Origin of the sequence: Novacetimonas maltaceti (assembly GCF_002906255.1) — a bacterium.
Classification (GTDB): Bacteria; Pseudomonadota; Alphaproteobacteria; order Acetobacterales; family Acetobacteraceae; genus Novacetimonas; species Novacetimonas maltaceti.
On record NZ_POTC01000056.1, the window covers coordinates 1 to 16,952 of the forward strand.

A 16,952-nucleotide genomic window follows, 5' to 3' on the forward strand; every position below is an offset into this window, starting at 1 on the left:
GCGCTGCCCCCGCCCCGCCCGCGCGCTGGTGCGCCAGCCATTGCGGGCTTTCAGGCACGCGGAGCCAGATATACAGCGCGGAAAACAGCGCACTGCCCCCCAGAACGAACAGCCCGCGCCATCCCATGACCGGCAGCAGGAGGAACGCCAGCGACGCCAGCAGGTATCCCGCCGGATACCCGGCCTGCAGGATGCCCGACGCCATACCCCGCCACGATGCCGGGACGCTTTCCATGATGAGCGAGGTGCCAACCCCCCATTCCCCGCCCAACGCGATGCCGAAAAGTGCCCGCAGGCACAGGAAGGTCGCAAGCGTGGGGGCAAAGGCCGACAGCACCTCGATCAGGGAGTAGACCATGATCGTGGTGATCATCACAGGCTTGCGCCCGTACCGGTCCGCCGCGCGCCCGCACACGAACGCCCCGATGGGGCGTGTCAGCAACGTCAGCGTGGGCGCGAGCAGCACGGCCTCCAGCGAGACGTGAAAACTGCGCGCAACATCGTCAAGCGTGAACAGGACAATGAAGAAATCACACGCATCAAGCATCCATGCCAGCAGGGAGGCGGCGACCACATGACGGGCCGTGGCAATGTCATCACACCCATCGCGCGCCTGCGCCGTCGTGGCCGGGTCGTTCATGTTGTTGTTATTGTTCATACCCAGTACCATCCGTCTTTACTTGGCCATGACTGTGACATGCCCCGCCCGGTGCGGCCATGCGCTGCCACCTTCACGAAGGGGCGACTGCCTGAACGATTGCGTGACACGGGTGGCAGGATAAAAAGATGAAGGTTTCCGGGTCGCCTTTTTTCAGAAATGCGATGTCTTTCGAAGCTTTTTGGAAAAAGCTTCACCAAAAACTTTCAAACGGTCCTAGAGATTGGCGATGACCTTCAGACCAACCAGCATGGCATTGGGAATGACGGAGGTCTCGCCGGGGCGCATCATGTATTCGAACTCCGGCGTCACCACCAGGCCGGGGGTGACGGGAATGCCGTAATACGCCTCCAGCACGGCGGAATGGGTCTGCGGCCCGTTGACATACGCCCCCATCGACATGCCTGCCGCCTGCCGCAGGCTCTGGCCATAGGTCAGGCGCGAGCTCATCTGGTAATAGGAATACATCACGCCGAAACGGTCATAGGGCCGGTGCGGGATCAGCCCCAGCAGGGAGGCGCCGAAATAGAACTCGTCCGAAAAGGTCGAGATGCTGGGCGTATTGTGGATATATCCCGCCAGAAGGTAGCCACCGGCCATCTGGTGTTCGCCATGCTTGCGGTACACCATCTGGTCCGCCTCGATATAGAACGTGTCGCGCGGCTTTTCCTTGTGCGCGTGAATATACGCCTGATAGGCCGCAGGGATCGTCCCGATCAGGTCGGGATAGGGCGACGTGTCATGGCCAAAGCCGAATTTGTAATGGCCGGGCAGGTTGCGCGCACCAAAGAACGGCTCCCACGTCAGTTCGACCGGGGTCTGGATACCGGTGGTGGCCTCGCTCCCCCAGGCCCAGCCGGTATTGTCCTGCGCCTTCGGCCCGATCTTGTAGATCCCGGTCCGCAGCGTCAGGTCGCGCGTGGGACGGAAACGCACGGTCCCACCCCATGATGTCTTGGGATAGACGCTCCATCCCGGCGGTTCGCGGATGGCCATCGGCGCGGAACACTGCATCATGAAGGTGCACAGCAGCACCGACGTGCCATAGGTATGCGTCAGCGCGATGCGGCCGACATTGATGTTGATGCGGTGATGCAGGAACGACTTTTCCACATACAGGTCCGCAAGCCGCGCCGCCGCCGGCCCGTGGATGCTCCAGACCTCCGTCAGCAGGACATTGCGTTCGCCCACATGGTCCCACCCCACCTGCCGCCCTTCGCGGTTCATGACGATGCCATGCAGGAACCAGCCGTCCAGTCCCACAAGCTTGCCAAGGTCGAACAGCATGCTGACACGCAGGTCATGCACATAGTCGATGCCCTTCGACAGGCCACCGCCCACATTGGCCATGCTCTCGCCCTTGTAGGTCAACTCGAACGTGAAGCCGTGATTGCCCAGCCATTCCCGCCACGGGCGTATCTGCGGGACAAGGTTGCCAAAGGACTGTTCCGCAACGAAATAGCCCGCGCTCAGGTCGCTTTTGCGCAGGGCATCATCATTATGGCTGAGCAGCGCCGAAATGCTTTCGGTGTCAAACAGCGCCTCCAGCCGCTCCTCCGCAATGGGGCGCTTGGCCTTCCTGACGGGCGCGGCGGGAGCAGGGGCGGGCGTTGCCACGTCAACAGCGCCGGGCGCCGTCACGGAGGCAGGCATGGCGGCAGGAGCGACGGTCCCACGCACCGCCTCCGCCGCGCGACTGACGCTGCTCACGCCGCAGCAGGCCAGCATCACCGCCACCATCCACAGGCAGGAGTCCCGCCACCCGTTTCCACGGAAGTAAGCACGCAACATATGCATGGTGATTCGCACGCAACACAAGGAACCCCACCCATCACGGGAATCGGGGCATCTTACCCCCGGACAGACCGGGGAGATCCGGCCACACGGACCGACCGGACGGCCCGCGCGGCAGTTGTCACATCCTTTCCAACAAGGAACGGAACCAACGACAGGTTATGATATAAATTTCATTTTTGACGTTTTCTTTTTATTATTATGTCTCCATTGGCCTACCGTATGAAATATGGCCGCCCTTTTCAACACCCTGTTTTTTCACAACAGCGTATGCGTGGGAAACAGGCATCACGCCCGGTGATATGCGTCAGGAGCAGGAGTGGGGGCGTGTCATAGCCTTTCGTTACAGCAGCAGGCACATCACCCCGTTCTTCACCAATGATAATCCGCGATGGATCGACAATACCGGCTTTTCGATTGCACGACCGGGAAAGCATCGGATCATCAGACGGGGCAGGACTATGTATAATCCTGCCCCGTCGATGTAACAGCCAAAAGCATGATACTATGGACGTGATAACCTGCATATATCGCCGGGGAGGGAAGACGGACAACATGTGAATGGGGCAGAAATCCATGTTCCACATCACCTGTCGCGTCTCATACCACTGTGAACTACAGGGGGTCCGGCCGAGCAGGCCCCCGCGGCTGACGATCTCCAGTTGCGCCAAAGGACATGTTTATTCGACTATTCAGTCATCATGGGGAATTTACAAAATTCCATTAAAAATCTATTCCCATATTCAGAAAATAACTCCGGCCCGTCCAGACAATCTGGGGGATTTTCTCAGAATTCTTTCCGCGCGTTGCATAGTAGTTCACATCACCAAGAAGATTCTGCGCAGAAAATCCCAAGGAAATACGTTTGGTCAGTTTATAGTTGATCGAATAATCCAGTCGTTGGATCGGCTGATCCCACCAGGATATGTTGAACGTCTTACCGTTTGAATTGCTGTATGTATAATAAGTCTCCAGAAATGCCCCGGAACGACGGAATGACAGATTGGTATTCAGCCTTGGCGACTGATAACCTATTGAAAGATTATACATCCAGTTTGGCGCATACTGAATCGGCGTCCCATCAGGGATCCCTGCGATTTTCAGGTTTGCATGGGAACGCTGCAGGGTAACATTTCCTGATACAAACAGGTGTTTCCAAAAACCCGGCAGAAACGACATGTTCTTGATCCCGGACATTTCCAGACCATATACGAATGCCGATCCCCCATTTCGTGGCGTTTCGAGTATTTCCTGGGGGGATACATTGGTCGTGGCAGCAGAACTCACATAATGTGTCCCATCTGTTCTTGTGGAATTCCCTGCGTCAAAGAGATAGTTGGAAAGAAGTTTATAAAATCCGCCCATTGCAAAACTCGACCCATCCCGACTCATCCATTGTCCGGACAGATCAAAATTTCTCGACAGAACCGGCTTCAGGTTCGGGTTTCCCTCCTGGATCGTATAAACCCCGTTTCCATCATATGTTGATGTCCTGCTTCCTCCCAACAGAAAGGTATTCGGCATGACATATGACGTATCAAACGAGGCGCGATAGACGGAAAAGGCCGTCGGCCGATAGGCTATGAACAGGCTTGGAAGGAATTCGTTATAGGTCGTTCTGTTCTTTGCAAAATGTCCACCCGAAACATTCCCGGAATCATCATAGGAAGCATCCCAGAATGTATTCCGGATATCAGCGTGTTCATATCTGAAACCAGGCGTGATCTGGATCCGGTTGAATTCAAAGGGCAATGCTATATAGGCAGCTGTCACGCTTTCTGTTGACATCTGCGTATTTGCATTTTCGTTATATGCTGTCTGTACTGCCGAACCTGTCCAGTTCCCGCCATAAGAGGCGGACGCATATGATAACGGCACAGAATGCAGATAATCCCGAAGCGCCCCGGCATTCATAAGTGGCGTAAGATAATTCCCAATGCTCGTGGAGCCATTTATAAAATTACTGTCAGACAGGGAAGACGCCAACCCCGGCAGGTACCCATCTGAATTATCATAGGTATAGTCCCTGTTTGTCGCCGTCCTGTAGGTATTATAATATTTTGCACCAAAAAGGATTTTTTTCAGAAACGACAGATGTGTATCAGCAGAAAAATCCTGCTTCAGCCCCCAAACAGATTGGTTGTTTTTATACTTGGTCTCTTCAGTGCCGCCAAATCCCCAATTGGCATTTGTCTGGGGTATATACCCGGATAAATTGTTGAATTCCGCTAACTGGGATGAACTTAACGCCAGTGTCGGAGTGCCCGGACTGCCTGTATAGACAGGGGATAACGTCATGGTATTACCAGACGGATCAAGATTGAAATTTTTATATGCCAGATTGACCGAATCTTCGTCATCTGAAGCAAGGCTTCCGAATGCCGTCGTTTTCGAATGCAGCCAGTCATGATCAAGGGTAAAGCCTGTCTGTAATATACCCAACGTCTGGATTTCGGGATTTGTATCCAGATAATATGACCCGACTACACCAACCTCCTGCACATTATAGGTACCATTGGGCTGCAGAAGCCAGTTTTGATTGGTGGACTGGAAACCGCGCTGGATGGTGGTCTGCGTTGTATCCGAGGAGGCATAGCTACCACGGAAAAAAATGGTCGCATTCTCCCCATGCCAGTCGAATGCAAGATTGCCGCCATAGCGCTGGGAATTACCATAAGATAGCTGCGGATTGATCTGCGCCGGCGTAAGATTTTTGGTAATAGGTATATTCGGATTTGGCGTATGATCCGAACCGGTCAGCGAATTTATGACGTCCCAGTTCCCCTCATTTTCATTACTTGTCAGGCTTGTGAAACTGCGTGACTGATAATATCCAACCGCATGTATTCCGAACTGGCGATTATTACCAAATACGTGGCTATACTCTCCCTGTACGGTTCCCCCTCCGTTGAACGGTATACGCTGCGTCCCGTATTGATATCCCTTCCCTATGAATTCACCGCGTGTTTTCAGGGAAATAATATCATGCCCCACGTCGAAAGCATTGACGGTATGGAAATCCACAAAACCGGATACCCATTCTGCACTGTCGGAGGCCTGGCCGGTTTTATTAACGACCGCCTCCGAAAATCCCAGAGGGGGCATAAGGGATAACTGGAGTTGCCGACTTGCGGGCTTTGCATTGGCAACATTCACGCCATCAATCAGGCTTTGCGTATAATCAGGCCCGATCCCGCGTACGGACAGGAATTGTCCTTCCCCGCGGGAAGCATTGTCAATCATTGCGGAAGAACCGCCAATACTTCCACCAATGGTGGTAGACAGCACATTGACACCGGGCAAACGCGCCAGTGTTTCTGCAATATTATTGTCGGGATGACTTTCTATAAATTTTGCATCCGCAATTGAAACATCATTTTTTGCGTTAAGCTGCTGTGTTTCGGATGTTTTTTTCGCAGTCACATGAATTTTCTCAATTTGTGACTGAGGATTCTCCTGTCTTGGCCTGACATTGCCATCCACCTGCGGTTTTCCGGTTGATGTGGCGGCAGACGATGCCGGCGGCCTGCTGCCCGATTGGCGGTTCAGGTTTTTCCTGTCAGCCGTGTCCTGCGCATGGGCGCTCTGTCCCAACTGGACACCGACCATGACAACGGGAAACAGGCAACTGAAAGCTTTCCATGACGCAGGCCGACTATTTGGATTTAACACGGGATTTTCTCCGCATTGACGTGCGGGCCCCTGCCTTTCCAAGGCAGGAGGCGCGCACGGCCGTTCAGTGGATGGTCACCGCCCTGGTGGAAGCGGCAGATTCATTCGGGCTGCGGCCACGATCTCGCGACACAGGGCAAGGTCGTGGGCAGCATTTGAAAATTCGTCGGCAAGGGGCGTGCCGTTCACGATGGCCTCGTAAAAGGCGATCAGTTCCGCCTGGAACGGGTCCTGGTAATAGGGCCCGAATTCCGTATTCATGTTTTCAGTACCAACGGTTTCCTGAAATATCACACGACCGGGAAGGTTACGGATGTAAGGCGTGTCGTAACGCACGTCCATGCGCTGCGTATCACCGATTATTTCGATTCCGGAATCGAAACGCGCGACATCATCGATCAGGCATTCATACGATGCGATGAAGGTGCCGTAATCAAACCAGATGTTGATTTCGGTGCCCGACGCGCCGATATGCGCCGCAACGACCCGATGCGGCCGCCCCAGCAGGACGCGCATCGCGGAAAATGCATGGATACCCAGGCCGGTCAGGACCTCATAGCCCCGCAGCAAGGACGCGGGCGCATCCGCGCCACAGACCGACACGATGGCGTCATGGCGCGCCTGCCGCCCCGATGACAGCAGTCCGGGGGGAATATCCGCCTGGGGCACCTCGACACGTGCCCATGAAGCAAAGAACCACGGCCCTTCACAGATGACGTCACGCACCCGCACGTGACGGATGTTGCCAAACCGTGCAAGCAGTCCCTTCGCCTTCCGGAAGGCCGGGGCATAGCAGCGCATATAGCCAACCATGCCGGTCCGGTCCGTGGCCTCGAAATCCTTTTGCAGGCGCGCGAACTGCACATCCGTCAGGCAGGCCGGTTTTTCAAGGAAGACATGCAGTCCTGCCGCGAACGCCGCGCGGGCGTGTTCCTCATGGTACTGGTCGGGGCTGAGGATCATGACCGCATCAAGGGTCGAATCGGCAAGGAAGGCCTCCAGCGAGGTATGCGCCTGCGGAATCGACCAGTGCGCCGCAACCGCACGGACCACGGAAGGTGACGGATCATATAACGAAACGACGTCAAAACGATCTGCCAGCTGGTGAAGGATGGGAAGATGAATGAGTTGCGCGACTTCACCCGCGCCAAGCAGTCCTACAGAAAGCCGTTTTTTCATGATACGCGCCTCTTCGTGGCTACTTAATTTCTTCGAATTGATTTACTCCACGGCGTCACCATTTAGCAACGGAAGTTTAATGAAACTATGATGACGGTCGCACCGACATTCCCCGAGCGTGACCGGAAAGACGCACCGGCGAAAATGCCCGCGCACCGGCAGGCCTCGTGGGAACACTGTCATGAAAACGGCAATATTTCCCATAACTTTCTAAAAATGTTCATTTTACGGATGCCGTGGGAGAGGATTACATTCCCCCCATCGACACCCAACAGGGCAGACCAATGCCCAACCACCCGGAGCATGCCGGAACATGACCTTCCCTTCCCCCATGCGGGCACATTGGCACGACAGGAAATGGTCTCCTGCCCCATCATTTATCCCGGCCCGGACCCAATATAATTTATATCCATGTACTTAAGTACCCGCAGTGCGCTGCGACTCGCCCTCTGGCGCCATAAGGATAGACGGATTCTCCCATTCCTTCCCTCGCAAACGGATTTGTGAACCCGAAAAACCCGGCACCTGTTCCTGCGAAGGGCACACGAATACTTTTCCCCACAGAAAAGACAGGGATGCAAAATGGCCTTGTCTGATTTATTCAATTTCGGGTATTAAATTGGCACGGGATCAAAAGGATACGTGATGGTCACTCCCCCCCCACCGACCGCCCCGACACGGACATGCGCCGCCTGCCGCGTAACGGCGCATCGGGGCACAGTCGGGCGCATCGCCGCTGGAGCCATGCTGGCCGCCACGTTCCTGATGCCATCCCTTGCGCAGGCCACCCCTGCCGATACGGGACTGGCGCGCGCACGACAGGCGCTGGAGGAGATGTCGGCCGCCGATGGAACCGCAACCGGCAACGACTGGCGCCACATCCATGCCTGGCAGCGGTTCGTCATTGTCAGCACGCTGAGCGACTATGAACGTCTTTCGGGGGACACGCGGTTCGATACGGCTGCATCACGGGCGCTGGCGAACCGGCAGGGGCTGGATGGCAATGATGACGACCTGTGGGTGGCGCAGGCGGATCTCGACATGGCGCGGATCGCCCACGCTTCGGACCGGATGGCGGACGCGCGACGCATCTTTGACATGGTGGCAGGCCGTTACTGGGACACGACCTGCAACGGGGGCGTGTGGTGGGACCATGCCCGGACATACAAGAACGCCATCACGAACGAGCTTTTCATCGCTACGGCCGTCAGGCTGTACCAGCAGACACACGAAGACACCTATCGCGACTGGGCGCGCAGGGGGTGGGCCTGGCTGCGTGACAGCGGCATGGTCAATGCCTCCGGCCTCGTCAATGACGGGCTGGACGCGCACTGCGCCAACAATGCCGGCCCGGCCTACAGCTACAACCAGGGCGTGATCCTTGATGCGCTGGCGGGCGTCGCGGCGCTGACCCACGATGCCCGGGCCACGGACATGGCAACCCGGATCGCGCTGGCCGCCACCGCCGCCGCGACCGACCCGCACGGGACAGTCCACGAGGCCCGCGAACCCATGGGCACGGATGCACGCATCTTCCGCGGGATTTTCGTCCGCGCGCTGGGCCATTTCGTGCCAACCCTGCCCGACGGGCCGCAACGCGCCACGCTTTCGGACTGGCTGGCGCATGAAAGCGACCGCGTCTGGGCGACGCGCCACCCGCCCGCGCGGTTCAGCGCCACATGGACCGCGCATCCCTTCCAACCCGGCGCGCAGGCCCAACTGACGGCGGCGGCACTGTTCATCGCGACCGCGCAGGACGGCGGGCACACGCGGGAGCAGGCACCGTGAAGTCCCTGCGCCTTGCGCTCCTGCCGCTCGCCGTCCTGCTTTTCGGCAGCCCGGCACATGGCGCGCCCCTGACCGTCTTCTGCTCCTCCAGCGGCACGGAACAGGCGCTGTGCCACCATGCGGTGGAGGACTGGTCACGCCATGGCGGCGAGGAGGTCCGTGTCCTCCCCCTGCCATCCGACTGGGGCGCCGTTCTGCCATTGTACCGGCAGTTCCTTTCCGCGCGGACATCGGTGGCGGACATCCTTGTCCTTGACAGTACATGGATCGGCGCACTGGCCCCCCTGCTGCTGGAACTCCCCGCCAGCGCGGACGACGCGCAGACGATGCCCCATCCCTTTACCGTGGGGGGCCGGCGCGTCGCGCTGGCGTGGTATCGCGATATCGGGCTGCTGTTCTACCGTCGCGACCTGCTGGAACAGTATGGGCTTGCGGTCCCGACACGCTGGGACGAACTGCAGCACACCGCCGCCACCATCCAGGAGGCGCAGCGACGCGACGGGAACACGGCGCTGTGGGGATATGTGTGGCAGGGCCGCACGGGTGAAAGCCTTGTGTGCAACGCCCTTGAATGGTTCGGCGGCGGTGATGGGGAACTGGTCCGGGATGACGGCAGCGTCCATGCCGATACGCCCGCCATGCGGCAGGGGCTGGGCCGTGCGGCGGGATGGATCGGCACGATCTCCCCCCGTGGGGTCCTGACCTATGACGAGGAGGCCGCGCGTGGCGCCTTCCAGTCCGGGCATGCCGTCTTCATGCGCAACTGGGTTTACGCATGGGCGCTGCTCAACGACCCGCAAAGCCCCCTTGCGGGCAGGGTGGGCGTGGCGGCCCTGCCACGCGCGGATGGCGCGCACGCCCCCACCGGCATAGACGGCACCGTCTATCTGGGCATCGCACGCAATTCCACCCATCGCGCGCAGGCGATTTCCCTGCTCCGCTACCTGACCAGCGAGGAGGTGGAGCGCCGCCAGGCAATAACGGGCGCGTATATCCCGGCCCGCACGCCGCTGCTCGACGATCCCGACGTCGTGCGGGCGATCCCGGTCCTGCGCACCATCCGTCCCATCCTGGATGCGCCGATCCTGCGTCCCATCGCCGCGACGGGCATCGATTACCCCCGTGTCTCATGGATCGCGTCCAACCATTTCCAGCAGGCCCTGCGCGGCACCATGACACCGCCTGCGGCACTGCAATCGCTGTCCACCACGCTCGCCGGGCTTTCGCGGCTGGGCCAGTGGGCACGTCCCGACCATTCCCTTCCCTCACCAAGCCTACAGGATCACATGCCATGACCATCCGGATCGCCACCGCCCCCGACGCATGGGGGGTCTGGTACGCCAGCGACCCGCGCCAGACACCGTGGGAACGCTATCTTGATGAAGTCGCGGCGGCGGGATACGCGTGGACGGAACTCGGCCCGTGGGGCTATCTGCCGACGGAGCGCGCACACCTGATCGACGCGCTGTCGTCACGCGGGCTGGGCCTGTGCGGTGCGGCGCTGGTGCATCCGCTGCTTGCGCCCGATGCGCTGGAAACGCTGCGTGAACGCATGCGGCCGGTCTGTGCGACGATGGCGGCCATCGGCACGCCATGGGTGCTGCTGATGGATGATTCGGATGCGTACGGCACACCGCAGGCCCGCATCGCCACGCCGGAAGGATGGCGGCACATGATGCAGGTCATCACCACCATCGCACGCGAAATCCGCGAGGAATACGGGCTGAACCTGCTGTTCCATCCCCATGTCGGCACCGCCGTGGAAACCGAGGGCGAGATCCTGCGCCTCCTTGCGGACACGCCCGCAGAATATGTCGGCCTGTGCTTCGACTTTGGCCACCACGCCTATGCCGGCGCGGATGCGCTGGCCTTCATGCGCCGGCATGCCGCGCGCATCCCCTACTATCATTTCAAGAACATGGATGGTGACATCCATGCACGCGCCATGGCCGACAACGCCCCGTTCATGGAAGTCTTCCAGAACGGGGTGATGTGCGAACTCGACCGTGGCGTCATCGACTTTTCACAGGTCGTCTCGTTCCTGCGCGAACGCGGCTTTGACGGTTTCGCCGTGGTGGAGCAGGACATGTACCCCTGCCCCCCCGACAGGCCCCTGCCCGTGGCCCGCCACAACCGCGATGTGCTGAAACGGCTTGGCCTGTGAAGCCCCGGGACCATCACCGCAGCATCATCGGCATCGATGTCGGGGCGACGAAAATCGCGGCGGGCCTTGTGGACCTTGCCAGCGGGAATGTCCGTTCACTGACACGCATCCCGACACGGCGGCAGGCGGCGCCACACGACATCGTCGCCGATATCGCGGATATTGCCGCCGCCGTGCTGGAGACGACCGCTGGTGACGTGCTCGGCCCGATGGCGGTCGGGATCGCGGTTCCCGAACTTGTCGACATATCGGGGCAGGTCCGCAGCGCATGGAATTTCCCGCTGCCGGACCTTGTCGCCACGCTCACCGAACGCACGCGCCTGCCCGGCCGTGTGGAAAGCGACGTGCGCGCCGCAGCCTTTGCCGAGGCACGCTTCGGCGCGGGACAGGACTGTGCCAATTTCGCCTATTTCTCGCTGGGGTCGGGCACCAGCTACACGCTGTGCCTCAATGGGCGTCCCTATACCGGGGCGCATGGCTTTGCCATCCATTTCGCCAGTTCCGCCCTGGCGGTTCCCACGGCGGACCGGCGGACGCTGAGCATCGCAACGCCGGAGGATTTCGCGTCCGGCCTGGGGATGGAGCGGCTGTGGGCGGAACGTGGCGGCAGGCCGCTGCCCGATGGCGTGCAGACGCTCGAAACGCTGGCGGCGTCGGGGGATGCGCGCGCGCGCGGCGTGATCGAGGACGCCGCCAGCATCGCCGGACGGCTGATCGCGCAGGGCGTCAACATGCTTGACCCGGAAAAAATCGTGCTTGGCGGGGGGCTGGGCTGTTCCGACGGCCTTTACCGCCACAGGCTGGAGGAGCATATCCGCGCCAATATCTGGGAACATTCATGCGCCGGGCTTCCCATCGTCATGGCGGGCCTGGGGGAACATTCCGGCATCATCGGCGCCGCCCTGTCCGCGCGCGCGGCGATCTGAACATGATGCAGGCCCCGCCTCCCCCCCGGCCGCGCCGGACAGGATGGCCACCCGCCAACTGGCAGCCATGGCTGCTGGTTGCGCCCGCGCTGCTGGTGCTGGCGGCCATCATCGCCGTGCCGCTTGGCCGGACGGTCTGGCTGGCGTTCCATACGGACCCGCATGGCTTTGTCCGGGCGCCCGCGCGATGGGGGGCGGGGAATTTCATGCTGCTGGCGCATGACGCGGCATGGTGGCAGGCGGCGCGCACGACACTGGTTTTCGCCATTGCCGCCGTCGTGGTGGAAACGGCCATGGGACTGCTGGCCGCCCTTGTGCTGCATGATGCCACCGGGCGCATGCGCGCGATCCTCCTGCCGTGCGTGCTGCTGCCGTGGGCCATCCCCGCCGTGGTGGCGGCGCGGCTGTGGAACTGGATGCTCAATGACCAGTACGGGATCGTCAATGCCGTCCTCCTGCAATGCGGGATCATCACGCATGGCATCGCCTGGACGGCATATCCCGGCGGGATGGTCGCGGTGATGGTCGCAATCGATGCGTGGCAGGCGACGCCGTTCATGGCGCTGCTCTGCCTGGCCGGGCTGCAGTCCCTCCCCCCCGAGGTCATGGAGGCAGCAAGGGTTGACGGCGCGGATGCGTGGCAGCGCCTGCGCCACATCACGCTGCCGCTGCTGCGGCCCGTCATCGCGATTGCGGCGCTGTTCCGCCTCCTTGACGCGCTGCGCATGTTCGACCTTGCCAATGTCCTTTACGGCAACGACATGGCGGGGATGAGCCTGTCGGTTTTCGTGCAGGCCCAGATCGTGCAGTTCGGCGCCCCGTGCTATGCCGCCGCCGCCGCGCTGGCGACGCTTGGCATCATCGGCCTGACGGTCGGCCTGCTGTGGGCATGCCTGCGCGCGCCATTGCAAAGGGGCGGCGCATGACGCCCGCACGGCGCCCCTTTCGCATCGCGCGGGGATGCGCGGCCACCGCCATGGTGGCACAGGCGCTGTTCCCGCTGTACTGGGCGCTGCTCACCTCGTTCCGGCATGGCCCGGCGCTGTTTTCGGCCGTGCCCTTCGCCCTGCCGGATGCCAGCAATTACCGTGCCCTGCTCTCTGAACCGTCCGTGTGGCGGGAGACCGCCAATTCGGCCCTGTGCGCCGCGATGGTCGCGGGGATTTCCCTGCTGCTGGCCATACCGGCGGCCTATGCGCTGGGGCGGATGGAATTCCGCGGGCGGCGCGTGGTGATGGGCATCCTGCTGGGCTGTTCCATGCTGCCGCAGATCGCCATCCTTTCGGGACTGTTCGAGGTCATCCGCGCGCTGGGGCTGTATGACAGGCTGGGCAGCCTGGTTTTCGCGGACCTCTTCTTCGCGCTACCTTTCACCATCTGGCTGCTGTCCGGTTTTTTCCGTGACCTTCCGCGCGACCTTGACGACGCGGCCCGGCTGGATGGCTGCGGCCTGGCGCGCCGCCTGTTCAACATTCACCTTCCCCTGCTATGGCCGGGCCTTATTGCCGCGGGACTTCTGACTTTCATGAACTGCTGGAACGAATTCCTTTTTGCCTGCACCTTCACCCTGAGCGATTCCGCCCGTACGCTGCCTGTGGGCATCGGGCTGATTTCCGCGCCCAGCCGCTTTGAACTGCCTTTCGGAACCATCATGGCCGCTTCCCTCCTTGCCACCATTCCCCCCATCCTCCTCGTGCTGCTCTTCCAGAACCGCATCGCCGCGGGCCTGACGGCCGGAGCCGTCAAATGAGCACCAGCGCAGGACAGGATGGGGCGGGACAGGCCTATTCGCGCATCTATAACCGGCGCCTCATTTTCGAACTGCTCCATCAGTCCGGCCCGCTGAGCCGCGTGGACATCGCGGAGCGGATCGGCCTCAAGCCCCAGACGATTTCCGGCATCACGCGCGAACTCCTCAACCAGGGGCTGATCCAGGAGGTCGGGAAATCCGTCGGCCAGCGTGGCCAGCCCCAGACCTACCTCGCCCCCAATCCGGCGGCGGGATATTCGCTGGGGATGCATGTGGACCGGGGGCGCATCTCGATCGCGCTGGGTGACCTGCTGCTCAATGTCACGCAACGCATGGAATGGAGCGGCGACACCACCGACCCCGTGCACACGACGGCGGTCATGGCAGAACTTGCGGAAACGACCATCACCGCCAGTGGCATCCCCAAGGCCGACATCTGGGGCATCGGCCTCGTGCTGCCGACCCTCAACGCCGACACGTACGAAGCGGAAATGACGATGCCCGGGTGGGACCTGTGGCGTGGCTTCGATGTGGCGGGGACGCTTGGGGCGCGCGTGGCGCTGCCGGTCCTGCTTGAGAATGACGCAACCGCCGCCGCCGTGGGCGAACTGTTTTCCCACCCGGGCACGGCCCCGCGCAACGCCGTGCTGATCTATATCGGGTATGGCACCGGGGCGGGGATCGTCGTGGACGGCATGCCCATGAAGGGCGCGCGCGGCAATGCCGGGGAACTCGGGCTGCTGCCGCTGCCGGCCCCGTGCGCCGATACCGCCGGGGCGGGCGTGATTGACGACCAGCTTTCGCTGCACGCCATCGCCCGCCTGCTGCAGCGCCCGACCGAGGACCTGACCCCCGACGTGCTGGGTGCGCTGCATATGCAGCGTGACAGCAACCTGATGCGGTGGATGGAAACGGCGGCCCACACGCTGCGCTTCCTCGTGGCCGTGGTGGAAACCGCCTTCGACCCGGAGACGATTTTCCTTGGGGGCGTGCTGCCGCCCTCCATGCTGTCCGCGCTGGTGGAGCGCGCCTATCCCCTGCTGCCTTCGCTCAGCGCCGTACGCGAACGCCAGTTGCCCCGCCTGGTGGTGGCAAGCCTGCTGGCGGACGGGCCTGTCATCGGGGGCATGGCGCTGCCGGTCTTTGTCAACACGCAGCCCGATTTCCGGCACCTGTACATCCGCCAGGTCGGCAGTGACGAGCGGCCATTCGACCATCGCTGACGCCGCACGCCATACGGGTGCATCTAATTGCCATGCCGGGAACACGATCCGATGACGACTGTCGAACTCAAGAACATCCGCAAGTCCTACGGTTCGGGAGACATCATAAAGGGGGTATCCCTGACGATCGGGCATGGTGAATTCGCGGTATTCGTCGGCCCCTCGGGCTGCGGGAAATCGACATTGCTGCGCATGATCGCGGGACTGGAGGACATCACGGGGGGCGACCTGCTGATGGATGGCGCGCGCGTCAACGATATCGCGCCGGCCGGGCGGGGGCTGGCGATGGTGTTCCAGTCCTATGCGCTCTATCCGCACATGAATGTCTACCAGAACATGGAATTCGCCCTGAAGCTTGCGAAAATGCCCCGGGCAGAGCGCCATGCAAGGATAGAGGCCGTGGCGCGGACGCTCCAGCTTGACCCCTACCTGAAGCACAGGCCGGGGCAGCTTTCGGGCGGGCAGCGCCAGCGCGTGGCCATCGGGCGCGCGATCGTGCGCAACCCGCGCCTGTTCCTGTTTGACGAACCGCTCTCCAACCTTGACGCGGCATTGCGCGAACGCATGCGCGTGGAACTTGCGACGCTGCACCGGCGCCTGGGGGCAACGACAGTCTATGTCACCCATGACCAGGTCGAGGCCATGACGCTGGCCGACAGGATCGTCGTCCTGAACGGGGGCAGGGTCGAGCAGGTCGGCGCACCGCTTGACCTCTACCATCACCCACGCAACCTGTTCGTCGCGCGCTTCATCGGCATGCCGCCCATGAACCTGCTGCCCGCGAAACTCCTTGGCGCCGGTACGCATGGGGTCGATCTGTCCTGCCCCGCCGGGACTGCCGCCCGCGCGCATGTCATCGCGGATGACAGCCTGACCGGCGCGGACGTGACACTGGGGATCCGTCCGGAACATATCCGCATCATCCCCGCGGACAGTGGCGCGGCACACGACAATACGCAGCAGGGCCATATCCTGCTGGTCGAGCATCTCGGCGCGCTGAGCCATGTCCATGTACGCCTCGGTACAGGCCACGACCTCATCATCCAGACCGATGATGGCCGGGCGCTGGTCCGTGGCGCGCCCGTCACATTTTTCCTGCCCGCACGGCACTGCCAGGTCTTTGACCCCCAGGGCATCGCCATGCCGCGCATGCCCCCGATCCCACAGGGGGCGGGCCTGCCTGCGTAAAGGACTGTTTTTTCATATCCGGCCGGGAACGACCATGCAGCCACTTCACCGACGTGCCTTCCTGCTGAGCGGAACAACCGCGATGTTGATTTTCACTGAGAACTGACCCGGGTAGGGCGGAAATTTTCATCGAGATTTGATCCATGCCTTCACACTCCCCGGCAGCATCTGCTGGGGGTTTGAGGAGTGATTGACATGGAGCTTCTGAGTGTGATCCGTCGGTGGCACTGCCGGGATCATCTTCCGATCCGCGAGATCGAACGCCGGACGGGACTGTCACGCAATACGATCCGGAAATATCTCCGGGCACAGAGTATTGAACCGCGGTTCCAGGTCCCCGAACGTCCCGGCCGACTGGACCCGTTTGCTGACAGGCTGAGGGGATGGCTGGTCCTGGAAGCCGCCCGCCCCCGCAAGAACCGGCGCACGGCGCGACGACTGCATGAAGACCTTGTGGCACTGGGTTATGATGGATCCTACGGACGGGTGGCCGCTTTCATCCGGCAGTGGAAACACGAACAGCACCAGGCACGCCAGACAACGGGTCGGGGTGTTTTCGTGCCCCTGAGCTTCCAGCCCGGGGAAGCCTTCCAGTTCGACTGGGGTGAGG

12 protein-coding genes and 1 pseudogene are annotated in these 16,952 nt (G+C 61.2%); 9 read left to right on the forward strand and 4 right to left on the reverse strand.

Going from position 1 to position 16,952, the window contains the following annotated elements; translation table 11 throughout:
- The 4 genes from KMAL_RS14005 to KMAL_RS14020 form a co-directional block, all read right to left on the reverse strand.
- The coding region (locus KMAL_RS14005) for an MFS transporter (protein WP_146044227.1) at positions 1 to 640 on the reverse strand (640 nt) is incomplete at its 3' end.
- A 234-nt stretch (positions 641 to 874) separates the two neighbouring features.
- Complete coding sequence (locus KMAL_RS14010) at positions 875 to 2,449, reverse strand: carbohydrate porin (RefSeq protein ID WP_110096240.1); 1,575 nt, start codon at positions 2,447 to 2,449, stop codon at positions 875 to 877.
- Between the two features lie 726 nt (positions 2,450 to 3,175).
- Positions 3,176 to 6,046, reverse strand: a complete 2,871-nt coding sequence (locus KMAL_RS14015) for a TonB-dependent receptor (RefSeq protein WP_167400094.1) — start codon at positions 6,044 to 6,046, stop codon at positions 3,176 to 3,178.
- A gap of 153 nt (positions 6,047 to 6,199) precedes the next feature.
- Positions 6,200 to 7,303 (reverse strand): Gfo/Idh/MocA family protein, encoded by a 1,104-nt coding sequence (locus KMAL_RS14020; RefSeq protein ID WP_110096233.1) that lies wholly within the window; start codon positions 7,301 to 7,303, stop codon positions 6,200 to 6,202.
- 645 nt (positions 7,304 to 7,948) lie between these two features.
- Between KMAL_RS14020 and KMAL_RS14025 the strand changes: the two genes are divergently transcribed.
- The 9 genes and pseudogenes from KMAL_RS14025 to KMAL_RS14065 form a co-directional block, all read left to right on the forward strand.
- Entirely contained in the window at positions 7,949 to 9,091 is a 1,143-nt protein-coding gene (locus KMAL_RS14025; RefSeq protein ID WP_239020155.1) for a glycoside hydrolase family 76 protein, read from the forward strand.
- On the forward strand, positions 9,088 to 10,386 hold the full coding sequence (locus KMAL_RS14030; RefSeq protein WP_110096235.1) for an extracellular solute-binding protein: 1,299 nt from the start codon (positions 9,088 to 9,090) through the stop codon (positions 10,384 to 10,386). Before KMAL_RS14025 ends, KMAL_RS14030 begins: the two co-directional genes overlap by 4 nt.
- Positions 10,383 to 11,255, forward strand: a complete 873-nt coding sequence (locus KMAL_RS14035; RefSeq protein WP_110096236.1) for a sugar phosphate isomerase/epimerase family protein — start codon at positions 10,383 to 10,385, stop codon at positions 11,253 to 11,255. The genes KMAL_RS14030 and KMAL_RS14035 overlap by 4 nt, the downstream gene beginning before the upstream one ends.
- Positions 11,252 to 12,181, forward strand: a complete 930-nt coding sequence (locus KMAL_RS14040; protein ID WP_110096237.1) for an ROK family protein — start codon at positions 11,252 to 11,254, stop codon at positions 12,179 to 12,181. Before KMAL_RS14035 ends, KMAL_RS14040 begins: the two co-directional genes overlap by 4 nt.
- A 2-nt stretch (positions 12,182 to 12,183) precedes the next feature.
- Positions 12,184 to 13,107, forward strand: a complete 924-nt coding sequence (locus KMAL_RS14045; RefSeq protein WP_239020156.1) for a carbohydrate ABC transporter permease — start codon at positions 12,184 to 12,186, stop codon at positions 13,105 to 13,107.
- Entirely contained in the window at positions 13,104 to 13,931 is an 828-nt protein-coding gene (locus KMAL_RS14050) for a carbohydrate ABC transporter permease (protein ID WP_110096242.1), read from the forward strand. The genes KMAL_RS14045 and KMAL_RS14050 overlap by 4 nt, the downstream gene beginning before the upstream one ends.
- The gene (locus KMAL_RS14055) at positions 13,928 to 15,154 is read left to right on the forward strand and encodes an ROK family transcriptional regulator (protein WP_110096238.1); all 1,227 of its coding nucleotides are present in this window, start codon (positions 13,928 to 13,930) and stop codon (positions 15,152 to 15,154) included. Before KMAL_RS14050 ends, KMAL_RS14055 begins: the two co-directional genes overlap by 4 nt.
- A 51-nt stretch (positions 15,155 to 15,205) precedes the next feature.
- The gene (locus tag KMAL_RS14060) at positions 15,206 to 16,342 is read left to right on the forward strand and encodes an ABC transporter ATP-binding protein (protein WP_110096239.1); all 1,137 of its coding nucleotides are present in this window, start codon (positions 15,206 to 15,208) and stop codon (positions 16,340 to 16,342) included.
- A gap of 195 nt (positions 16,343 to 16,537) precedes the next feature.
- A pseudogene (locus tag KMAL_RS14065) lies at positions 16,538 to 16,952 on the forward strand (IS21 family transposase); the annotation flags it as partial.

Bases quoted from the DNA above. Each gene is read 5' to 3' on its own strand.
- KMAL_RS14055 (WP_110096238.1), top strand. From the start codon at position 13,928: ATGAGCACCAGCGCAGGACAGGATGGGGCGGGACAGGCCTATTCGCGC.
- KMAL_RS14050 (WP_110096242.1), top strand. From the start codon at position 13,104: ATGACGCCCGCACGGCGCCCCTTTCGCATCGCGCGGGGATGCGCGGCC.
- KMAL_RS14025 (WP_239020155.1), top strand. From the start codon at position 7,949: ATGGTCACTCCCCCCCCACCGACCGCCCCGACACGGACATGCGCCGCC.
- KMAL_RS14010 (WP_110096240.1), bottom strand. From the start codon at position 2,449: ATGTTGCGTGCTTACTTCCGTGGAAACGGGTGGCGGGACTCCTGCCTG.
- KMAL_RS14060 (WP_110096239.1), top strand. From the start codon at position 15,206: ATGACGACTGTCGAACTCAAGAACATCCGCAAGTCCTACGGTTCGGGA.
- KMAL_RS14020 (WP_110096233.1), bottom strand. From the start codon at position 7,303: ATGAAAAAACGGCTTTCTGTAGGACTGCTTGGCGCGGGTGAAGTCGCG.
- KMAL_RS14045 (WP_239020156.1), top strand. From the start codon at position 12,184: ATGATGCAGGCCCCGCCTCCCCCCCGGCCGCGCCGGACAGGATGGCCA.
- KMAL_RS14035 (WP_110096236.1), top strand. From the start codon at position 10,383: ATGACCATCCGGATCGCCACCGCCCCCGACGCATGGGGGGTCTGGTAC.